At 53.5% G+C, this 14,926-nt stretch carries 13 protein-coding genes; 5 read left to right on the top strand and 8 right to left on the bottom strand.

Translation table 11 applies throughout. The features are described from left to right. Positions 1 to 27: 27 nt before the first annotated feature. The 3 genes from OGX84_RS22385 to OGX84_RS22375 all read left to right on the top strand — a co-directional run bounded on the left by OGX84_RS22385 (position 28) and on the right by OGX84_RS22375 (position 2,208). Positions 28 to 1,299, top strand: a complete 1,272-nt coding sequence (locus tag OGX84_RS22385) for an FAD-dependent oxidoreductase (protein ID WP_112001651.1) — start codon at positions 28 to 30, stop codon at positions 1,297 to 1,299. After that, positions 1,290 to 1,550: a ferredoxin family protein gene (locus OGX84_RS22380; RefSeq protein WP_112001650.1), complete on the top strand. Its 261-nt coding sequence runs from the start codon at positions 1,290 to 1,292 to the stop codon at positions 1,548 to 1,550. The genes OGX84_RS22385 and OGX84_RS22380 overlap by 10 nt, the downstream gene beginning before the upstream one ends. Positions 1,551 to 1,632: 82 nt before the next feature. Continuing rightward, the gene (locus OGX84_RS22375; RefSeq protein WP_012134878.1) at positions 1,633 to 2,208 is read left to right on the top strand and encodes a glycerol-3-phosphate responsive antiterminator; all 576 of its coding nucleotides are present in this window, start codon (positions 1,633 to 1,635) and stop codon (positions 2,206 to 2,208) included. A gap of 119 nt (positions 2,209 to 2,327) precedes the next feature. Here OGX84_RS22375 and OGX84_RS22370 read toward each other — a convergent pair whose 3' ends face one another. From OGX84_RS22370 to OGX84_RS22350, 5 genes are all read right to left on the bottom strand, one after another. Further along, positions 2,328 to 3,182 (bottom strand): electron transfer flavoprotein subunit alpha/FixB family protein, encoded by an 855-nt coding sequence (locus OGX84_RS22370; RefSeq protein ID WP_112001649.1) that lies wholly within the window; start codon positions 3,180 to 3,182, stop codon positions 2,328 to 2,330. Next, on the bottom strand, positions 3,179 to 3,961 hold the full coding sequence (locus tag OGX84_RS22365) for an adenine nucleotide alpha hydrolase family protein (protein WP_012134881.1): 783 nt from the start codon (positions 3,959 to 3,961) through the stop codon (positions 3,179 to 3,181). Before OGX84_RS22365 ends, OGX84_RS22370 begins: the two co-directional genes overlap by 4 nt. Further along, positions 3,939 to 5,288: an MFS transporter gene (locus tag OGX84_RS22360; RefSeq protein ID WP_024130900.1), complete on the bottom strand. Its 1,350-nt coding sequence runs from the start codon at positions 5,286 to 5,288 to the stop codon at positions 3,939 to 3,941. The genes OGX84_RS22365 and OGX84_RS22360 overlap by 23 nt, the downstream gene beginning before the upstream one ends. Before the next feature lie 111 nt (positions 5,289 to 5,399). Beyond that, a complete protein-coding gene (locus tag OGX84_RS22355) occupies positions 5,400 to 6,854 on the bottom strand; it encodes an FAD-binding oxidoreductase (RefSeq protein ID WP_012134883.1) in 1,455 nt (484 codons plus the stop codon). A 63-nt stretch (positions 6,855 to 6,917) separates the two neighbouring features. Continuing rightward, positions 6,918 to 7,703, bottom strand: coding sequence for an SDR family oxidoreductase (locus tag OGX84_RS22350; protein ID WP_012134885.1), 786 nt, complete (start codon positions 7,701 to 7,703; stop codon positions 6,918 to 6,920). A gap of 317 nt (positions 7,704 to 8,020) precedes the next feature. On the opposite strand from OGX84_RS22350, the gene OGX84_RS22345 reads away from it, so the two are divergent. Together OGX84_RS22345 and OGX84_RS22340 are read left to right on the top strand one after the other, a co-directional pair. Next, positions 8,021 to 9,319 (top strand): MFS transporter, encoded by a 1,299-nt coding sequence (locus OGX84_RS22345; RefSeq protein ID WP_112001648.1) that lies wholly within the window; start codon positions 8,021 to 8,023, stop codon positions 9,317 to 9,319. 25 nt (positions 9,320 to 9,344) lie between these two features. Next, the gene (locus OGX84_RS22340) at positions 9,345 to 10,823 is read left to right on the top strand and encodes an FGGY-family carbohydrate kinase (RefSeq protein ID WP_112001647.1); all 1,479 of its coding nucleotides are present in this window, start codon (positions 9,345 to 9,347) and stop codon (positions 10,821 to 10,823) included. A 149-nt stretch (positions 10,824 to 10,972) separates the two neighbouring features. Here OGX84_RS22340 and queE read toward each other — a convergent pair whose 3' ends face one another. The 3 genes from queE to pyrG all read right to left on the bottom strand — a co-directional run bounded on the left by queE (position 10,973) and on the right by pyrG (position 14,806). Then, positions 10,973 to 11,644 carry a 7-carboxy-7-deazaguanine synthase QueE gene (gene queE / locus OGX84_RS22335; protein WP_047461605.1) on the bottom strand — a complete coding sequence of 224 codons (672 nt, stop codon included), beginning with the start codon at positions 11,642 to 11,644 and terminating at the stop codon, positions 10,973 to 10,975. 136 nt (positions 11,645 to 11,780) lie between these two features. Next, positions 11,781 to 13,079, bottom strand: coding sequence for a phosphopyruvate hydratase (eno, locus tag OGX84_RS22330; RefSeq protein ID WP_012134889.1), 1,299 nt, complete (start codon positions 13,077 to 13,079; stop codon positions 11,781 to 11,783). A gap of 89 nt (positions 13,080 to 13,168) precedes the next feature. Next, the gene (gene pyrG / locus OGX84_RS22325) at positions 13,169 to 14,806 is read right to left on the bottom strand and encodes a glutamine hydrolyzing CTP synthase (protein ID WP_047461602.1); all 1,638 of its coding nucleotides are present in this window, start codon (positions 14,804 to 14,806) and stop codon (positions 13,169 to 13,171) included. Positions 14,807 to 14,926: the final 120 nt, after the last annotated feature.

Below are 14,926 nucleotides of genomic sequence, written 5' to 3'. Positions count from 1 at the left end.
GTGTTCTCAGGATTTCTGGAGCACAACATGGCTGACGATTTCGATATCATCATCATTGGTGCAGGGATAGCGGGCACCGCTTGTGCTTTACGCTGTGCGCGGGCTGGACTCTCAGTCCTGCTGCTTGAACGCGGTGAGTTTCCCGGCAGCAAAAATCTTTCCGGCGGTCGTTTATATTGTCATGCGCTCGCCGAGCTTCTTCCCGACGTTCACCAGTCCGCCCCCCTTGAACGCCGTATCACTCAGGAAAACCTCACGCTATTAACCCGTGATGGCGCAACAACCTGGTCCAGCCTGCAACCAGACGGTGACTCATGGAGTCTGCTGCGCGCCCGCTTCGATCCCTGGTTTGTCGCTCAGGCCGAGGCCGCAGGGGTACAGTGCGTTAACGGCGTTACGGTTGAAGCGCTCCATATTGAAGATGGCCGAGTCTGCGGCGTCATGTGCGAAGATGAAACGCTGCGCGCCCGTTATGTCGTGCTGGCAGAAGGAGCAAACAGCGTGCTGGCGGAACGGTATGGATTCCTGCCTCGCCCCGCCGCGACATCAATGGCGCTGGGGATCAAGGAGGTGCTGGCGCTGGATAAACAGACGCTTGAAGAGCGCTTCCGATTGTCCGGGGCGGAAGGTGCCGCCATGTTGTTTAGCGGAGAAATTTGCGGCGATCTCCCCGGCGGCGCGTTTCTTTATACCAACCAGGAGACGCTCTCTTTAGGCGTCGTGTGTCCACTCTCTTCTGTTGCACAGAGCGACATTCCGACAGTCGAAATGCTGGAACGGCTCAAAGCGCATCCGGCGCTGCGTCCTTTGCTCAGAGGCAGCGAAACGCTGGAGTACGGCGCGCATCTGGTGCCGGAGGGCGGCTTACACAGCATGCCCGTCCAGTACGCAGGCGAAGGCTGGCTGCTGACAGGCGATGCGTTGCGCAGCTGCGTCAATACCGGCTTCTCCGTACGCGGTATGGATATGGCGCTCATCGGCGCTCAGGCGGCCGCGCAAACCCTGATTAACGCCTGCCAGAAACATGCGCCGCAAAATCTGTTCCCGGCCTATCATCAGGACATCCGGCACAGTCTGCTGTGGGAGGTTTTGCAACGCTATCGGGATGTTCCCGCGCTGTTGCAGCGCCCGGGATGGTATCGTCAATGGCCTGCATTAATGCAGGATATTTCTCACGAGCTCTGGCATCAGGGGCATCATCCCGTGCCGCCGCTGCGCCAGATCGTCTGGCGTCATTTTCGCCGTCACGGCCTGCGCCATCTGGCAGGCGATATTATCAGGAGCTTACGATGTCTGTAGCCCGCAACATCTGGCGCCCCGCCGAAATTTCCCATATCGTTACGGCTGCCGCTGTCGACAGCAAAACGGCAGAACGGCTGATCACGTCCTGCCCCGCCGGACTCTTTTCCCGCACGCCGGAAGGGGGCCTACAAGTCGACTTTCGCGGCTGCCTGGAGTGCGGCGCCTGTCGACTACTGTGTGATGAAAAAACGCTGCAACAGTGGCGCTACCCGGCATCTGGGTTTGGCATCACTTACCGATTTGGCTAATTTGATACTCTAAATAATTCGAGTTGCGAGGAAAGCCAACGCACCAGCAAATTGAAGTATGACGAGTATATAAGGATAATCTATGCCCCTGTTACACCTGCTCCGCCAGAATCCGGTGATTGCCGCCGTTAAAGATAACGCCAGCCTACAGTTAGCCATTGATTCCGAATGTCAGTTCATCTCCGTGCTGTACGGTAACATTTGCACCATCAGCGCGATTGTGAAGAAAATAAAAAATGCGGGTAAATATGCGTTTATCCACGTTGATCTGCTGGAGGGGGCGTCAAATAAAGAGGTCGTGATCCAGTTTTTAAAATTGGTCACCGAAGCGGATGGCATCATCAGCACGAAAGCGGCAATGCTGAAAGCCGCCAGAGCGGAAGGTTTTTTCTGTATTCACCGTCTGTTTATCGTTGATTCCATTTCATTTCACAATATTGATAAGCAGGTCGCGCAGTCAAACCCGGACTGTATTGAGATCCTGCCGGGCTGTATGCCGAAAGTGTTGGGCTGGGTGACAGAGAAGATACGCCAGCCGCTGATTGCCGGGGGGCTGGTATGCGATGAAGAAGACGCCCGCAATGCGATGAAAGCCGGTGTGGCGGCGCTTTCCACCACCAATACCGACGTCTGGACGTTAGCGAAACACCTTAATTAAGCCGGGCAACGCCGGATGGCGACGATAAATCGTCTTATCCGGCCTACACGTAGGCCTGATAAGCATAGTGCCATCAGGCATTTTGTAGCCTACACGTAGGCCTGATAAGCGTAGCGCCATCAGGCATTTTTGCAGCGGACCAACTCTTCCAGCACCGGTAGCCAGTCATCGACAATCCCGACATCCGCCTGCGCAAAAACCGGCGCGCTGGCATCGTGGTTTATCGCCACAACAAAACGGCTCTGGCGTACTCCGGCCATCAACGCCGCCGCCCCTGACGCGCCAGCCACGATACAGACATCCGGCGACAGCAGATGCCCCGATATTCCAGTCACGCGATCGGCATCAAAACCGCCGTTCATCACCCGCGCACGGCTGTACCCTACCTCAGCATCAAGCGCCTGACCAAGCGCGGTAATCTTATCTGCATCCGCTTCACTTCCCCCTTGCCCAACCACCAGTACGCGCCCGGCACGTAACAAAGGATGGGTAGCGACGCTATTTACGCTTTCCACCTTATCCAGCCAGTCGGGGGGCGCCGTGGGGGTAATCAGATATTCCGTCATCACAGGCAAGGAATGACCAGAAGTGCTCACCTCCGGCTGTCGCGCCAGCGACAGGCACAAAGGGCGCGCGGTAATTTGCAACGTTGCCGTCAGCGCATTCCCCCAATGGGATTTTTTCACCAGGCCTTGTCGCACATCCACAGCCTGAACCTGACAGAGGCTGCCGCCATGCAGACGCCAGGCGAGTCGCGTCGCCAGTTCATCGCCCGGACTACCTGCCGGAAAGATCAGCATATCAACAGGTGTCCGCAGCCATTGCGCCGCCAGCGCATCCAGCACCTGCTCTGCAACATCCGGCACGGGATCGATAATCCAGCGCTCCAGTTCTGCGGTGCAAAGCGCATTCTCTGCGATCCAGCTCGCCATCGCCGCACACTCATGCGAGTCAGTAATGATAGCAATTTTCATGACGGCATCCTCTGGCGCAAATAATCCGCCCATAGCCTCCGGGCTTTTTCCTGTGCCGTCGCGCCGCTGATAATCGTTGCATGCCGCCGCTGTTCCGGTCTCTCCAGACGCAGGCACTGAACCGCTGGTGTTGTCTCAACCACAACGCTCCGACGCACGACGTCTGCTTTCGCCGCCGCCAGACGCTGGCGCATCCCCGGTACGGGAAGCGCCACTTCACCACACTGCCTGACGGCGATGACGGCCGGGAACCGTACCCGACAACGCCGAAGCCCGGTCATCGTTCGCTGCTCAACCACAATAAAAGGAGGCTCAAGCGTAAAACGCTCCACCTGGGTAAAACAGGGCCACGCCAGCATTTCAGCAACCAGAAATGGCGTCTGACTGTTCTGACCCTCGCTACTCTGACAGCCCGTTATAATCAGATCCGCACCGTGATTACGCTGCCAGTCGGCAATGTTCCTGGCGACAAATTCGGGAGCAAACCGCAGGTCTGCCGTCGTCTCCAGCAACACCGGCGTCTCAAAACCCAGCGCGACAAAATAACGTAACCAGTGGAGCGCCCGCTCATCGCCGATGCTTAACGCAGTCAACGTCATCTCACAGCCCCCATTGCGCTGAGCCAGCAGCAACGCTGCCGCCGCCTGTTCATCCGCACCTGGGGAGCAACGCAGCAAGGAGACATCCGGGCCGTGGGTATCCGCCGTCGCCGCCTGCCAGTCTTTCTCCGCCAACATACCGGGATCGGGCTCTGCCTTAAACGCTAACAGAATGTTCATTCACACCTCCCTGTCTTTTGTCCACACTCCCGGCAGCCACCAGCGGCAGCGCCTTGGTTTCCGGCGCCCACAGCCAGGTCACCACAAATCCGATGACTAATACCCCAGCCAGCAGTAATAGCGTAACCTGCATTCCCCACTGCGCCAGCGTCCAGGGCAACAAACTGGTGCTGATCGCCGCCCCTAATCGGCTCATTGCCGTGGCAAACCCGACGCCCAGGGAACGAATATCCGTCGGGAAGCTTTCCGCAGGCAGAACCCCCACCAGATTGCTGACGGCAGAAATGGTGGTACTGAACAACACAAACAGCAACAGCGTCAGGCTGCTTCCCGCCGGTAAACAAGCCATGACGACAAGCGTCGCGGCGAGCAGCATAAAACTGCCGAGCAGAAATTGGCGGTGCGCCAACAGGTGTGTTAACAACAGCCCCAGCAGCGCGCCAACAATCAGCAGCGCGTTAAGCATCAGGCTGGCGGTTAGCGCATTTTCAAGACCGATCGTTTGTGCAATGGTGGGAAGCCAGGTGTAAATCACAAACCACGGGATCACCAGGCAGACAAAGAACACGCTGTTAAACGCGGTTCTTCGCCAGTAATGCGTTGAAAATAGCGTTTTGATATGTCTGCTCGTCGGCGCCGCCACCTCATCGCCGAGCAGCACATGCGTGCCAAAATAGCGGTGCACAATCGCATACGCTTCTGTTATCCGCCCCTGACGCATCAGCCAGCGAGGCGACTCCGGCGTTCCCCAGCGTAAGAACGTAATGCACAGCGCGGGTAATGATGCCGATGCCAGCAGCCAGCGCCAGGCATCCGGCGTTTCCTGAATAAAATGATGCCCCACCAGGCTCGCCAGAACATAGCCGATAGTCCACACCACACTGAATGCGCCCAGTAATATTCCCCGATGGCGACGCGGCGCAAATTCAGCCAGCAATGTATGACCAACCGAGTAGTCACCGCCAAGGCCGATACCAATCAGAATGCGCAAGCCAATAAGCTGTTCCGGCGTTGTGGCAAAAAACTGTAGGAAAGAGGCGATGGTTATCAGCATAAAGCTGAAGGTAAAAATTTTCTGACGCCCGATATAATCAGATACCCATCCCAGGATCAGGCTACCGAGAAAAAGTCCAACCAGCGCCGAGCCGCCAATCATCCCTTCCATAAAAGGCGTCAGTTGCATGGCGGGGGTCAGTTGGATCATGGCATAGCCGACGACGCCTAATACATAGCCATCGGTCAAATGCGCGCCGAATGTCAGCGCAGCAATGCGGCAATGAAAACCATTCAGCGGTAAATCATCCATTCGCACCGGTGAAGTGTTCATCGTAGCCCCTTCATTGTCCGGTAAAGTCGCGGCTTCCCGGTTGAGAAGCCGTTTATACGCTTCGCCCTTTAAGCTGCCTGATGCAGCTTAAAGGATTTTGCGTATAACTCTCTATTTTTCAATCGGGTAGATCGTGCCTGTATTCATAATACCGTTTGGATCAAACTGGCGCTTGAGACCTTCCAGCAGCGGCCAGGCGCTACCGTGTTCCAGCTTGCTCCAGTGAACGCGGTGCTTACCAATGCCGTGGTGATGCACCATTGAGCCGCCAAGACGGATCGTCTCTTCGCAGATGATCTTGTTGAGCGGGTTATGGTATTTATCAATCTCCTCTTCCGGCTTGCAGTCCACCACGTTGTAGTCATACACAAAATACATGTTGGTGCCGTTGATATAGCTGTGAGAAGAGTGGCCGCCCAGCATGGTGATATCGTCCGCATGCGGGAACTCGGTACGGATACGGTTGATCACGCTTTCGTAGATTTGATGGATGCAGCTCCAGCAACCGGATACTTCCGTCGTGAAGCCCATATTGCCGGTTTTCAGGATCTGTACGCGTTCGGCAGCCACTTTTTCCGGCCCCCAGTTCAGATGGTTGAACCAGTTTTCGATAAGTTTGCTGTCCACCCGCTGGCACTGCGGGTAGCGCGCCACGATCTCCGCAATCCCTTCTCCGGTGGCTTGCGCCAGTCGCGGATTGCCTTCAGCCATAAAAATCAGCACACATTTGCCGTCGGCAAAATGCGTGAAGTGCTGGGTTCCATCTTCGGCGTCGTACAGGCGCGCAATGGAGGGGCGATAGCCTTCCACCATGACTTCACGCAGGATGTCGAAACCGGTTTTCATGTCGTCCAGCACATAGCCGTAGTAGAGGTTGTTTTCAGGCGTGAACTTAAAGATTTTCACTGTGACTTCAGTGATGTAGCACAGCGCGCCTTCGTTCCCAATGATGATATGGCGGATATCCGGCCCGGCCGCCCGGCGAGGCACGTTTTTGATGCGGGTAATGGTGCCGTCCGCCAGTACGGCTTCCAGCCCCACCACCATATCTTCAATCGCGCCGTACAGCGTGGAGAACTGGCCGATACTGCGAGTGGCGACCAGACCGCCCATCTGCGCCAGCGGCTTAGACTGCGGCGAGTGTCCGGTGGTATAGCCTTTTTCACGCAGCGCGTTTTCCAGAATCTCAAGCGGTACGCCACATTGCGCGGTTGCCTGCATGTTTTCGATATCAATACTCAGGATTTGATTCATCCCTGCGCCGTCCAGCACCACAGAATCTTTGACGACGGTTTCCAGACCGCCTTCCGTCGCAGACGCGCCGGTACGCGGCACGCCATTGATTTTATGCTGATTCATGAATGCCAGAACGCGAGAGACCTGCTCCGTCGAACCGAGCTTAACCACGGCCGCCGGAATGGGCAGCGTGTAAACGCCGTGAATATCCGCATATTTGCGAAAACGGTCAATACTGTTTTTCTTTAATACGGTTTCATCCGTAATAACACGCCCGGAACCCACAATTTCTTTTAACTGGTCAACAATCGCTTCACGGGATAATGACATAATAAATCCTTCCTGATAGTCAATGCAGAATAAAATAAAAACCAGAAACCACCGATATTAAAATTAACGCACCAGATAACCGCCATCGACAACCAAAAGATGACCATTAACATAATTTGATGCCTGACTGGCGAGGAATATCGCCGCCCCCATAAGATCCTGAGTATCACCCCAACGATTGGCCGGAATATGATCCAGTACACGCTGATTAGTTTCCGGGTTACTGCGGGTTGCCAGCGTAATATCAGTGGCATAATAACCCGGCGCAATACCGTTAACCTGAATATTATATTGCCCAAGTTCATCGCAATATGCTTTGGTAAAACCAGCAAGCGCATGCTTGGTTGCTGAATAAGCCGGAGACCACTGCCCGCCAAGATAAGAGAACAAAGAGCAGATATTAATAATTTTCCCGCTATTTTGTGGGATCATAATTTTTGCCGCTTCATAGCTCAGCTCAAACGCCGCGGTCAGGTTGACATCAATCATCGGGTCCCAGTCCGCGCGGCCAAAGTCCAGAACCTTATTCAGCTTACAGATCCCGGCGTTGTTCACCAGAATATCTACCGTGCCAAAACGCTCGCAGCAGGCGGCAATAATCTTCTGCGGCGCGCCTTTCTCGGTGATGTCCACTTGCATGAACGCCACTTCAACACCTTGTGCTTCAATGAGTTCTTTCGTTTCACCGTTATCCTTTACGAAGCTGGGAATAAAAAGATTGGCTCCGGCTTTCGCCAGCGCCATTGCGAAAGCCTGACCCAGACCACTGTTCCCGCCCGTTACAATTGCCGTTTTCCCTTTCAGGGAGAAAAAATCCATTGAGAATGCATTGAGAGATTCGATCGACATAGTTGGCTCCAAATTCCTTCAGGCAAAAAAAAAGAAAGGTAACTTCCCCCGCGAGAGGGAAGTTACCTTTCTCATTATCTCTGGTAACTGGCGTAAATTTTTAGCACAACCTCCAGACATCTAATGTGATCGTAATCACAGATGAACCGTTCGCTTTGTAATTATGGTAAAAAACAAGAAGCGTGATTATTCTCACACTATAAGCTGCCCTTCCATGCTATTTCTAACGTAATTACTAGAGACCTGAGAAAAGTAATCCTCCTGAAAAGGCGGCTTACTTTTCTCTTTTTTTTGTCCATTACAAATGGGAATTCGATATGCAACACAACTCATATCGCCGCTGGATAACCCTCGCCATTATTAGTTTTAGCGGTGGCGTCAGTTTTGATCTGGCTTATTTACGCTATATATATCAAATTCCCATGGCAAAATTTATGGGATTTAGCAATACCGAAATAGGGCTAATAATGAGTACCTTTGGTGTTGCTGCTATTATTCTTTATGCGCCCAGCGGAATCATCGCCGATAAATTTTCCCATCGCAAAATGATTACCTCCGCAATGATTATTACCGGACTACTCGGTCTGGTCATGGCGACGTATCCACCGCTATGGGTCATGCTGTGCATTCAGGTCGCGTTCGCGATTACGACAATCCTGATGCTGTGGTCCGTATCCATTAAAGCCGCGTCGCTGCTTGGCGATCACAGTGAACAAGGCAAAATTATGGGCTGGATGGAAGGGCTGCGCGGCGTCGGCGTGATGTCGCTGGCAGTGTTTACCATGTGGGTCTTTTCTCGCTTCGCGCCGGATGACAGCAACAGCCTGAAAACGGTGATTCTGATTTACAGCGTGGTCTATATCCTGCTGGGCATCCTGTGCTGGTTCTTCGTCAGCGATGGTCATCATCACAGCAGCGCGGTGAAAGAAGAGAAAAAATCATTCCAGCTCAGCGATATTCTGGCCGTGTTACGCATCAGCACCACCTGGTATTGCAGCATGGTCATCTTCGGCGTCTTTACGATCTATGCCATCCTCAGCTACTCCACCAACTACCTGACCGAAATGTATGGCATGTCGCTGGTCGCCGCGAGTTACATGGGCATTGTGATCAACAAAATTTTCCGCGCTATCTGCGGCCCGCTGGGCGGCATCATTACCACTTACAGCAAAATTAAATCGCCGACGCGTGTCATTCAGCTTCTCTCCATTGTCGGAGCCGTCGCGCTTATTGCGCTGCTGGTCACCAACTCAAATCCGCAGTCTGTCGTGATGGGGATCGGCCTGATTCTGCTGTTGGGCTTCACCTGCTACGCCTCACGCGGGCTTTACTGGGCCTGCCCTGGTGAAGCCAGAACGCCGTCTTACATCATGGGAACGACGGTAGGTATCTGCTCGGTTATCGGTTTTCTGCCCGACGTTTTTGTTTATCCGATCGTAGGCCACTGGCAGGACACGCTCCCGGCAGCGGAAGCCTATCGCAACATGTGGCTGATGGGACTGGCGGCGCTGTGTATGGTGATTCTGTTTACCTTTTTGCTCTTTCGCAAAATTCGTACCGCTAACGCCACACCGGAAAAGATGACATCGCTGGCCGCAGAAGCCTCCGGCGAGTGAAGAGAGAAAATTAAGGAGAATGACAATGTCGACGAAATACATCATTGGAATTGATGGCGGAAGTCAGAGTACGAAGGTCGTGATGTACGATCTCGAAGGGAATGTGGTGTGCGAAGGGAAAGGATTGTTACAGCCCATGTATACACCCGATGCCAATACGGCAGAACATCCTGATGATGATTTATGGACGTCTTTATGCTCCGCAGGGCAAGACCTGATGAGTCAGTTTTCGGGTGACAGAAAAGACATTGCTGGAATCGGTCTGGGTTCCATCCGTTGCTGTCGCGCATTATTAAAAGCCGACGGCATGCCCGCAGCTCCGCTGATTAGCTGGCAGGACGCGCGCGTAACCCGTCCCTACGAGCATACCAACTCCGATGTGGCTTATGTCACCTCATTTTCAGGTTATCTGTCGCATCGCTTAACCGGTGAGTTTAAAGACAATATCGCCAACTATTTTGGGCAGTGGCCGGTGGATTACAAAACCTGGGCGTGGAGCGATGACGATGCGGTGATGAAGAAGTTCAACATTCCGCGCAGGATGCTGTTTGACGTCCAGATGCCGGGAAGCGTGCTCGGTCATCTGACTGAAGCCGCCGCCCTGGCAACAGGTTTCCCTGTTGGCTTACCCGTGGTCTGCACCACCAGCGACAAACCGGTGGAAGCACTGGGCGCAGGATTGCTGGACGATGAAACCGCAGTTATCTCATTAGGCACTTATATCGCCCTGATGATGAACGGCAAAGCGCTCCCCAAAGATCCGGTCGCTTACTGGCCGATTATGTCTTCTATTCCCGAAACCCTGCTCTATGAAGGCTACGGTATTCGTAAAGGCATGTGGACGGTCAGTTGGCTGCGGGATATGTTGGGCGAATCACTGATTCAGGACGCCAAAGCACAGGGGCTGTCGCCGGAAGATTTACTCAATAAGAAAGCGGCCGGCGTACCTCCTGGCTGTAACGGTTTAATGACGGTTCTCGACTGGCTGACCAATCCCTGGGAACCGTTCAAGCGAGGAATCATGATCGGCTTTGATTCCAGCATGGATTACGCATGGATTTACCGTTCTATTCTGGAGAGCGTTGCGCTGACGCTGAAAAACAACTACGACAATATGTGCAATGAAATGAACCACTTTGCTAAACATGTGATCATCACCGGGGGTGGTTCGAATAGCGACCTGTTTATGCAAATCTTTGCCGATGTGTTCAATCTCCCCGCCAGACGCAATGTGATAAATGGCTGCGCGAGTCTGGGAGCGGCAATTAACACGGCCATAGGGCTTGGTCTGTACCCGAACTATGAGACCGCGGTTGAAAAAATGGTGCGGGTAAAAGATGTGTTTATGCCGATAGAGAGCAATGCCAGACGCTATGACGCACTGAATAAAGGGATTTTCCGCGACTTAACGCAATACACCGATGTGATTTTGAAAAAGTCGTATGAAGTGCTGCATGGCAATCTGGATAACGTCGATTCGATTCAAAGCTGGTCGAACGCGTAGCATTCCTTATCTCGCGTCTTATCCGGCCTGTAAATGAACGGGCGAACGTGCCGGATGGCGACGCGTTGCGTCTTATCCGGCCTACAAATGAGTATGACCGTAGGCCGGGCAAGCGAAGCGCCCCCGGCAAGCGCGCTAACGATTTTTTATCACGCAATATTCAGATATTTGTGCGTCTGCATTGATAAGCGCCAGTTACGCGCGATACAGGTTTCAATGCACAGACGCGTCGCGTCTTCTTTCTGGCTGATTGGCTGCAAGGCAATGATTCGCGGCTTATCGTCGCTCAGCGTCGCCAATAGCTCATCCAGCGCTTCAATATCACGGACGCGACCAACAGGGTGCTTGATTTCATTCGCACGCTCCAGCGCCTGCGACAGGACATCATAGCCACCGCGCATATTCACCTTCGGCGAGACCGTCACCCAGGTATTCGGCGTACAGCGCACCTCGTGGGTACCGCTGGTTTCAATCTGACAGCTGAATCCATTCTTCTCAAGTAAATCGGTCAATGGCATCAGGTCATGGATACAGGGCTCTCCGCCGGTGATCACGACATGACGCGCGGTATACCCCTGTCGGCTTATCACCGCCAGCAGGTCTTCACTACTTGCCGCGCCCCACTTGTCGCTCTCTTTGGTCTTCGCCAGGATGCTGTATAACGACACTTCCCGATCTTCAAGCTTATCCCAGGTGTGTTTGGTATCGCACCAGGCACAGCCAACCGGGCATCCCTGTAAACGGATAAAAATGGCGGGGACGCCGGTAAAGTAACCCTCACCTTGCAGGGTCTGGAACATCTCGTTAATCGGGTACTGCATAGCATTCTCTGTTAAGGGGATAATCAGTGATTATCGCAGAAAGCCTCGCTAAGGTCATGCACAGCAACTGCGCCAAACGCACGCCATAAAAAAACCCGCCGGAGCGGGTTTTTTACGTTAAGAGTGAAGAGCAGGATTACGCCTGACCTTTGATCTCTTTACGACCGTTGTACGGAGCTTTTTCGCCCAGCGCTTCTTCGATACGAATCAGCTGGTTGTATTTAGCAACACGGTCAGAACGGCTCATAGAACCGGTTTTGATCTGGCCTGCTGCGGTACCAACAGCCAGGTCAGCGATGGTCGCGTCTTCAGTTTCGCCAGAACGGTGAGAGATAACGGCAGTGTAGCCAGCGTCTTTCGCCATCTTGATAGCAGCCAGCGTTTCGGTCAGAGAACCGATCTGGTTGAATTTGATCAGGATGGAGTTAACGATGCCTTTGTCGATACCTTCTTTCAGGATCTTGGTGTTGGTTACGAACAGGTCGTCACCAACCAGCTGGATTTTGTCGCCCAGCACTTTGGTCTGGTATGCGAAACCGTCCCAGTCAGACTCGTCCAGACCGTCTTCGATAGAAACGATCGGGTACTGTTTGGTCAGGTCTTCCAGGAAGTGAGTGAATTCTTCAGAGGTGAATGCTTTGTTGCCTTCGCCAGCCAGAACGTATTTGCCGTCTTTGTAGAATTCAGATGCTGCGCAGTCCATCGCCAGAGTGATGTCTTTGCCCAGCTCGTAGCCAGCAGCTTTAACCGCTTCAGCGATAACAGCCAGTGCTTCAGCGTTGGAGCCCAGGTTCGGCGCATAGCCGCCTTCGTCACCAACAGCAGTGTTCATACCTTTAGCTTTCAGAACTTTAGCCAGGTTGTGGAACACTTCAGAACCCATACGCACTGCTTCTTTCAGGGTTTTAGCGCCAACCGGCTGAATCATGAATTCCTGGATATCAACGTTGTTGTCAGCGTGCTCGCCGCCGTTGATGATGTTCATCATCGGAACCGGCATGGAGTATTTGCCCGGGGTGCCGTTCAGTTCAGCGATGTGCTCGTACAGCGGCTGACCTTTAGAGGCCGCAGCGGCTTTGGCGTTAGCCAGAGACACAGCCAGGATCGCGTTCGCACCGAAGTTAGATTTGTTTTCAGTACCGTCCAGGTCGATCATGATTTTATCAATGCCAGCCTGATCTTTGGCGTCTTTGCCAAGGATTGCCTGAGCGATCGGGCCGTTAACCGCTGCAACAGCTTTGGTTACGCCTTTACCCAGGAAACGGGATTTGTCGCCATCGCGCAGTTCCAGCGCTTCGCGGGAACCCGTAGAAGCACCTGACGGAGCGGCTGCCATACCAACGAAACCACCTTCCAGGTGTACTTCGGCTTCAACAGTCGGGTTACCACGGGAGTCGATGATTTCACGACCGATGACTTTAACGATTTTGGACATTAGGTTTTCCTCAGTACAAGTTAAACTAAAACTCCAGACAAACAACGCGTACCTTTGGTACGCGTTGCCGTTCTAACTTTTTTTACTTCTTACTTCGCCTGACGCTTCTGATAGTCGCTGGCGGCTTTCACAAAGCCTGCAAACAGCGGATGCCCGTCACGCGGCGTTGAAGTAAATTCCGGGTGGAATTGACAGGCAACGAACCACGGATGGTTCGGCACTTCGATGATCTCGACCAACTGATCATCCCCGGAACGGCCCGCAATGCGCAGACCCGCAGCTTCAATTTGGTTCAACAACATGTTGTTGACTTCATAGCGGTGACGATGGCGCTCAGTGATTGTCGGCGTACCGTACATCTGGCGAACCAGGCTCTCATCGGAAAGCTGACACATCTGCGCGCCAAGACGCATGGTGCCACCCAGATCGCTCTTCTCAGTACGGACTTCAACGTTGCCGTTCTCGTCACGCCACTCGGTAATCAGCGCCACAACAGGGTACTTACAGTCTGGCACAAATTCCGTTGAGTTGGCGTTTTCCATACCCGCTACGTTGCGCGCAAATTCAATCAGCGCAACCTGCATACCCAGGCAAATACCCAGATAAGGAATATTGTTTTCACGCGCATAACGCGCCGTCGCGACCTTACCTTCAACGCCGCGGTAGCCGAAGCCGCCTGGGATCAGGATAGCGTCTAAATCTTTCAGAATTTCGACGCCGCGCGTTTCAACATCCTGCGAATCGATCAGCTTGATGTTGACGGTGACACGGTTCTTCAGGCCACCGTGTTTCAGCGCTTCAATCACCGACTTATAGGCATCCGGCAGTTCAATGTACTTGCCGACCATACCGATAGTCACTTCGCCCGCCGGGTTCGCTTCTTCGTAGATAACCTGTTCCCATTCGGCCAGGTTCGCTTCCGGGCAGTCTAAGCTGAATCGTTTACAAATATAATCGTCCAGACCCTGAGATTTCAACATGCCCGGAATTTTATAAATAGAATCGACGTCTTTCAGAGAAATAACGGCCTTTTCAGCAACGTTACAGAACAATGCAATCTTCGCACGCTCATTGGCCGGAACGGCGCGATCGGAACGGCAGATCAGAATATCCGGCTGGATACCGATGGAGAGCAGTTCTTTAACGGAGTGCTGCGTCGGTTTCGTTTTGACTTCGCCTGCCGCGGCCATGTACGGCACCAGCGTCAGGTGCATAAACAGCGCGTGCTCACGACCGATATCAACCGCCAGTTGACGAATCGCTTCCAGGAACGGCAGGGACTCGATATCACCGACAGTACCGCCGATTTCGACCAGCACCACGTCGTGGCCTTCGCCGCCTTCGATGATGCGCTCTTTAATCGCGTTGGTGATGTGCGGGATAACCTGTACGGTTGCGCCCAGATAGTCGCCACGGCGTTCTTTACGCAGAACGTCGGAGTAAATACGGCCCGTGGTGAAGTTGTTGCGGCGGCTCATCTTGGTGCGAATGAAGCGCTCATAGTGACCCAGGTCCAGATCGGTTTCGGCGCCGTCTTCAGTAACGAACACTTCCCCGTGTTGGATTGGACTCATAGTACCGGGATCGACGTTGATGTACGGATCCAGTTTCATGATGGTCACGTTGAGGCCACGGGCTTCAAGAATGGCTGCGAGGGAGGCTGCGGCAATGCCTTTACCCAGAGAGGATACGACCCCGCCGGTCACAAAAATATAGTTCGTTGTCATGCTGAACCTGAGAAGTTAGGTTTAAAAGACGATGGAATAACCAGGACGGGAAAGCAGTATACCCGAACATGGCGTACGCCACAAACTTTCATTATCCCCTCTCCTTCGTTCTTCAAGCCG

This window comes from Citrobacter sp. CK202, assembly GCF_030333225.1.
GTDB lineage: Bacteria > Pseudomonadota > Gammaproteobacteria > Enterobacterales > Enterobacteriaceae > Citrobacter_B > Citrobacter_B koseri.
This window is presented reverse-complemented; position numbering and strand designations above follow the sequence as displayed.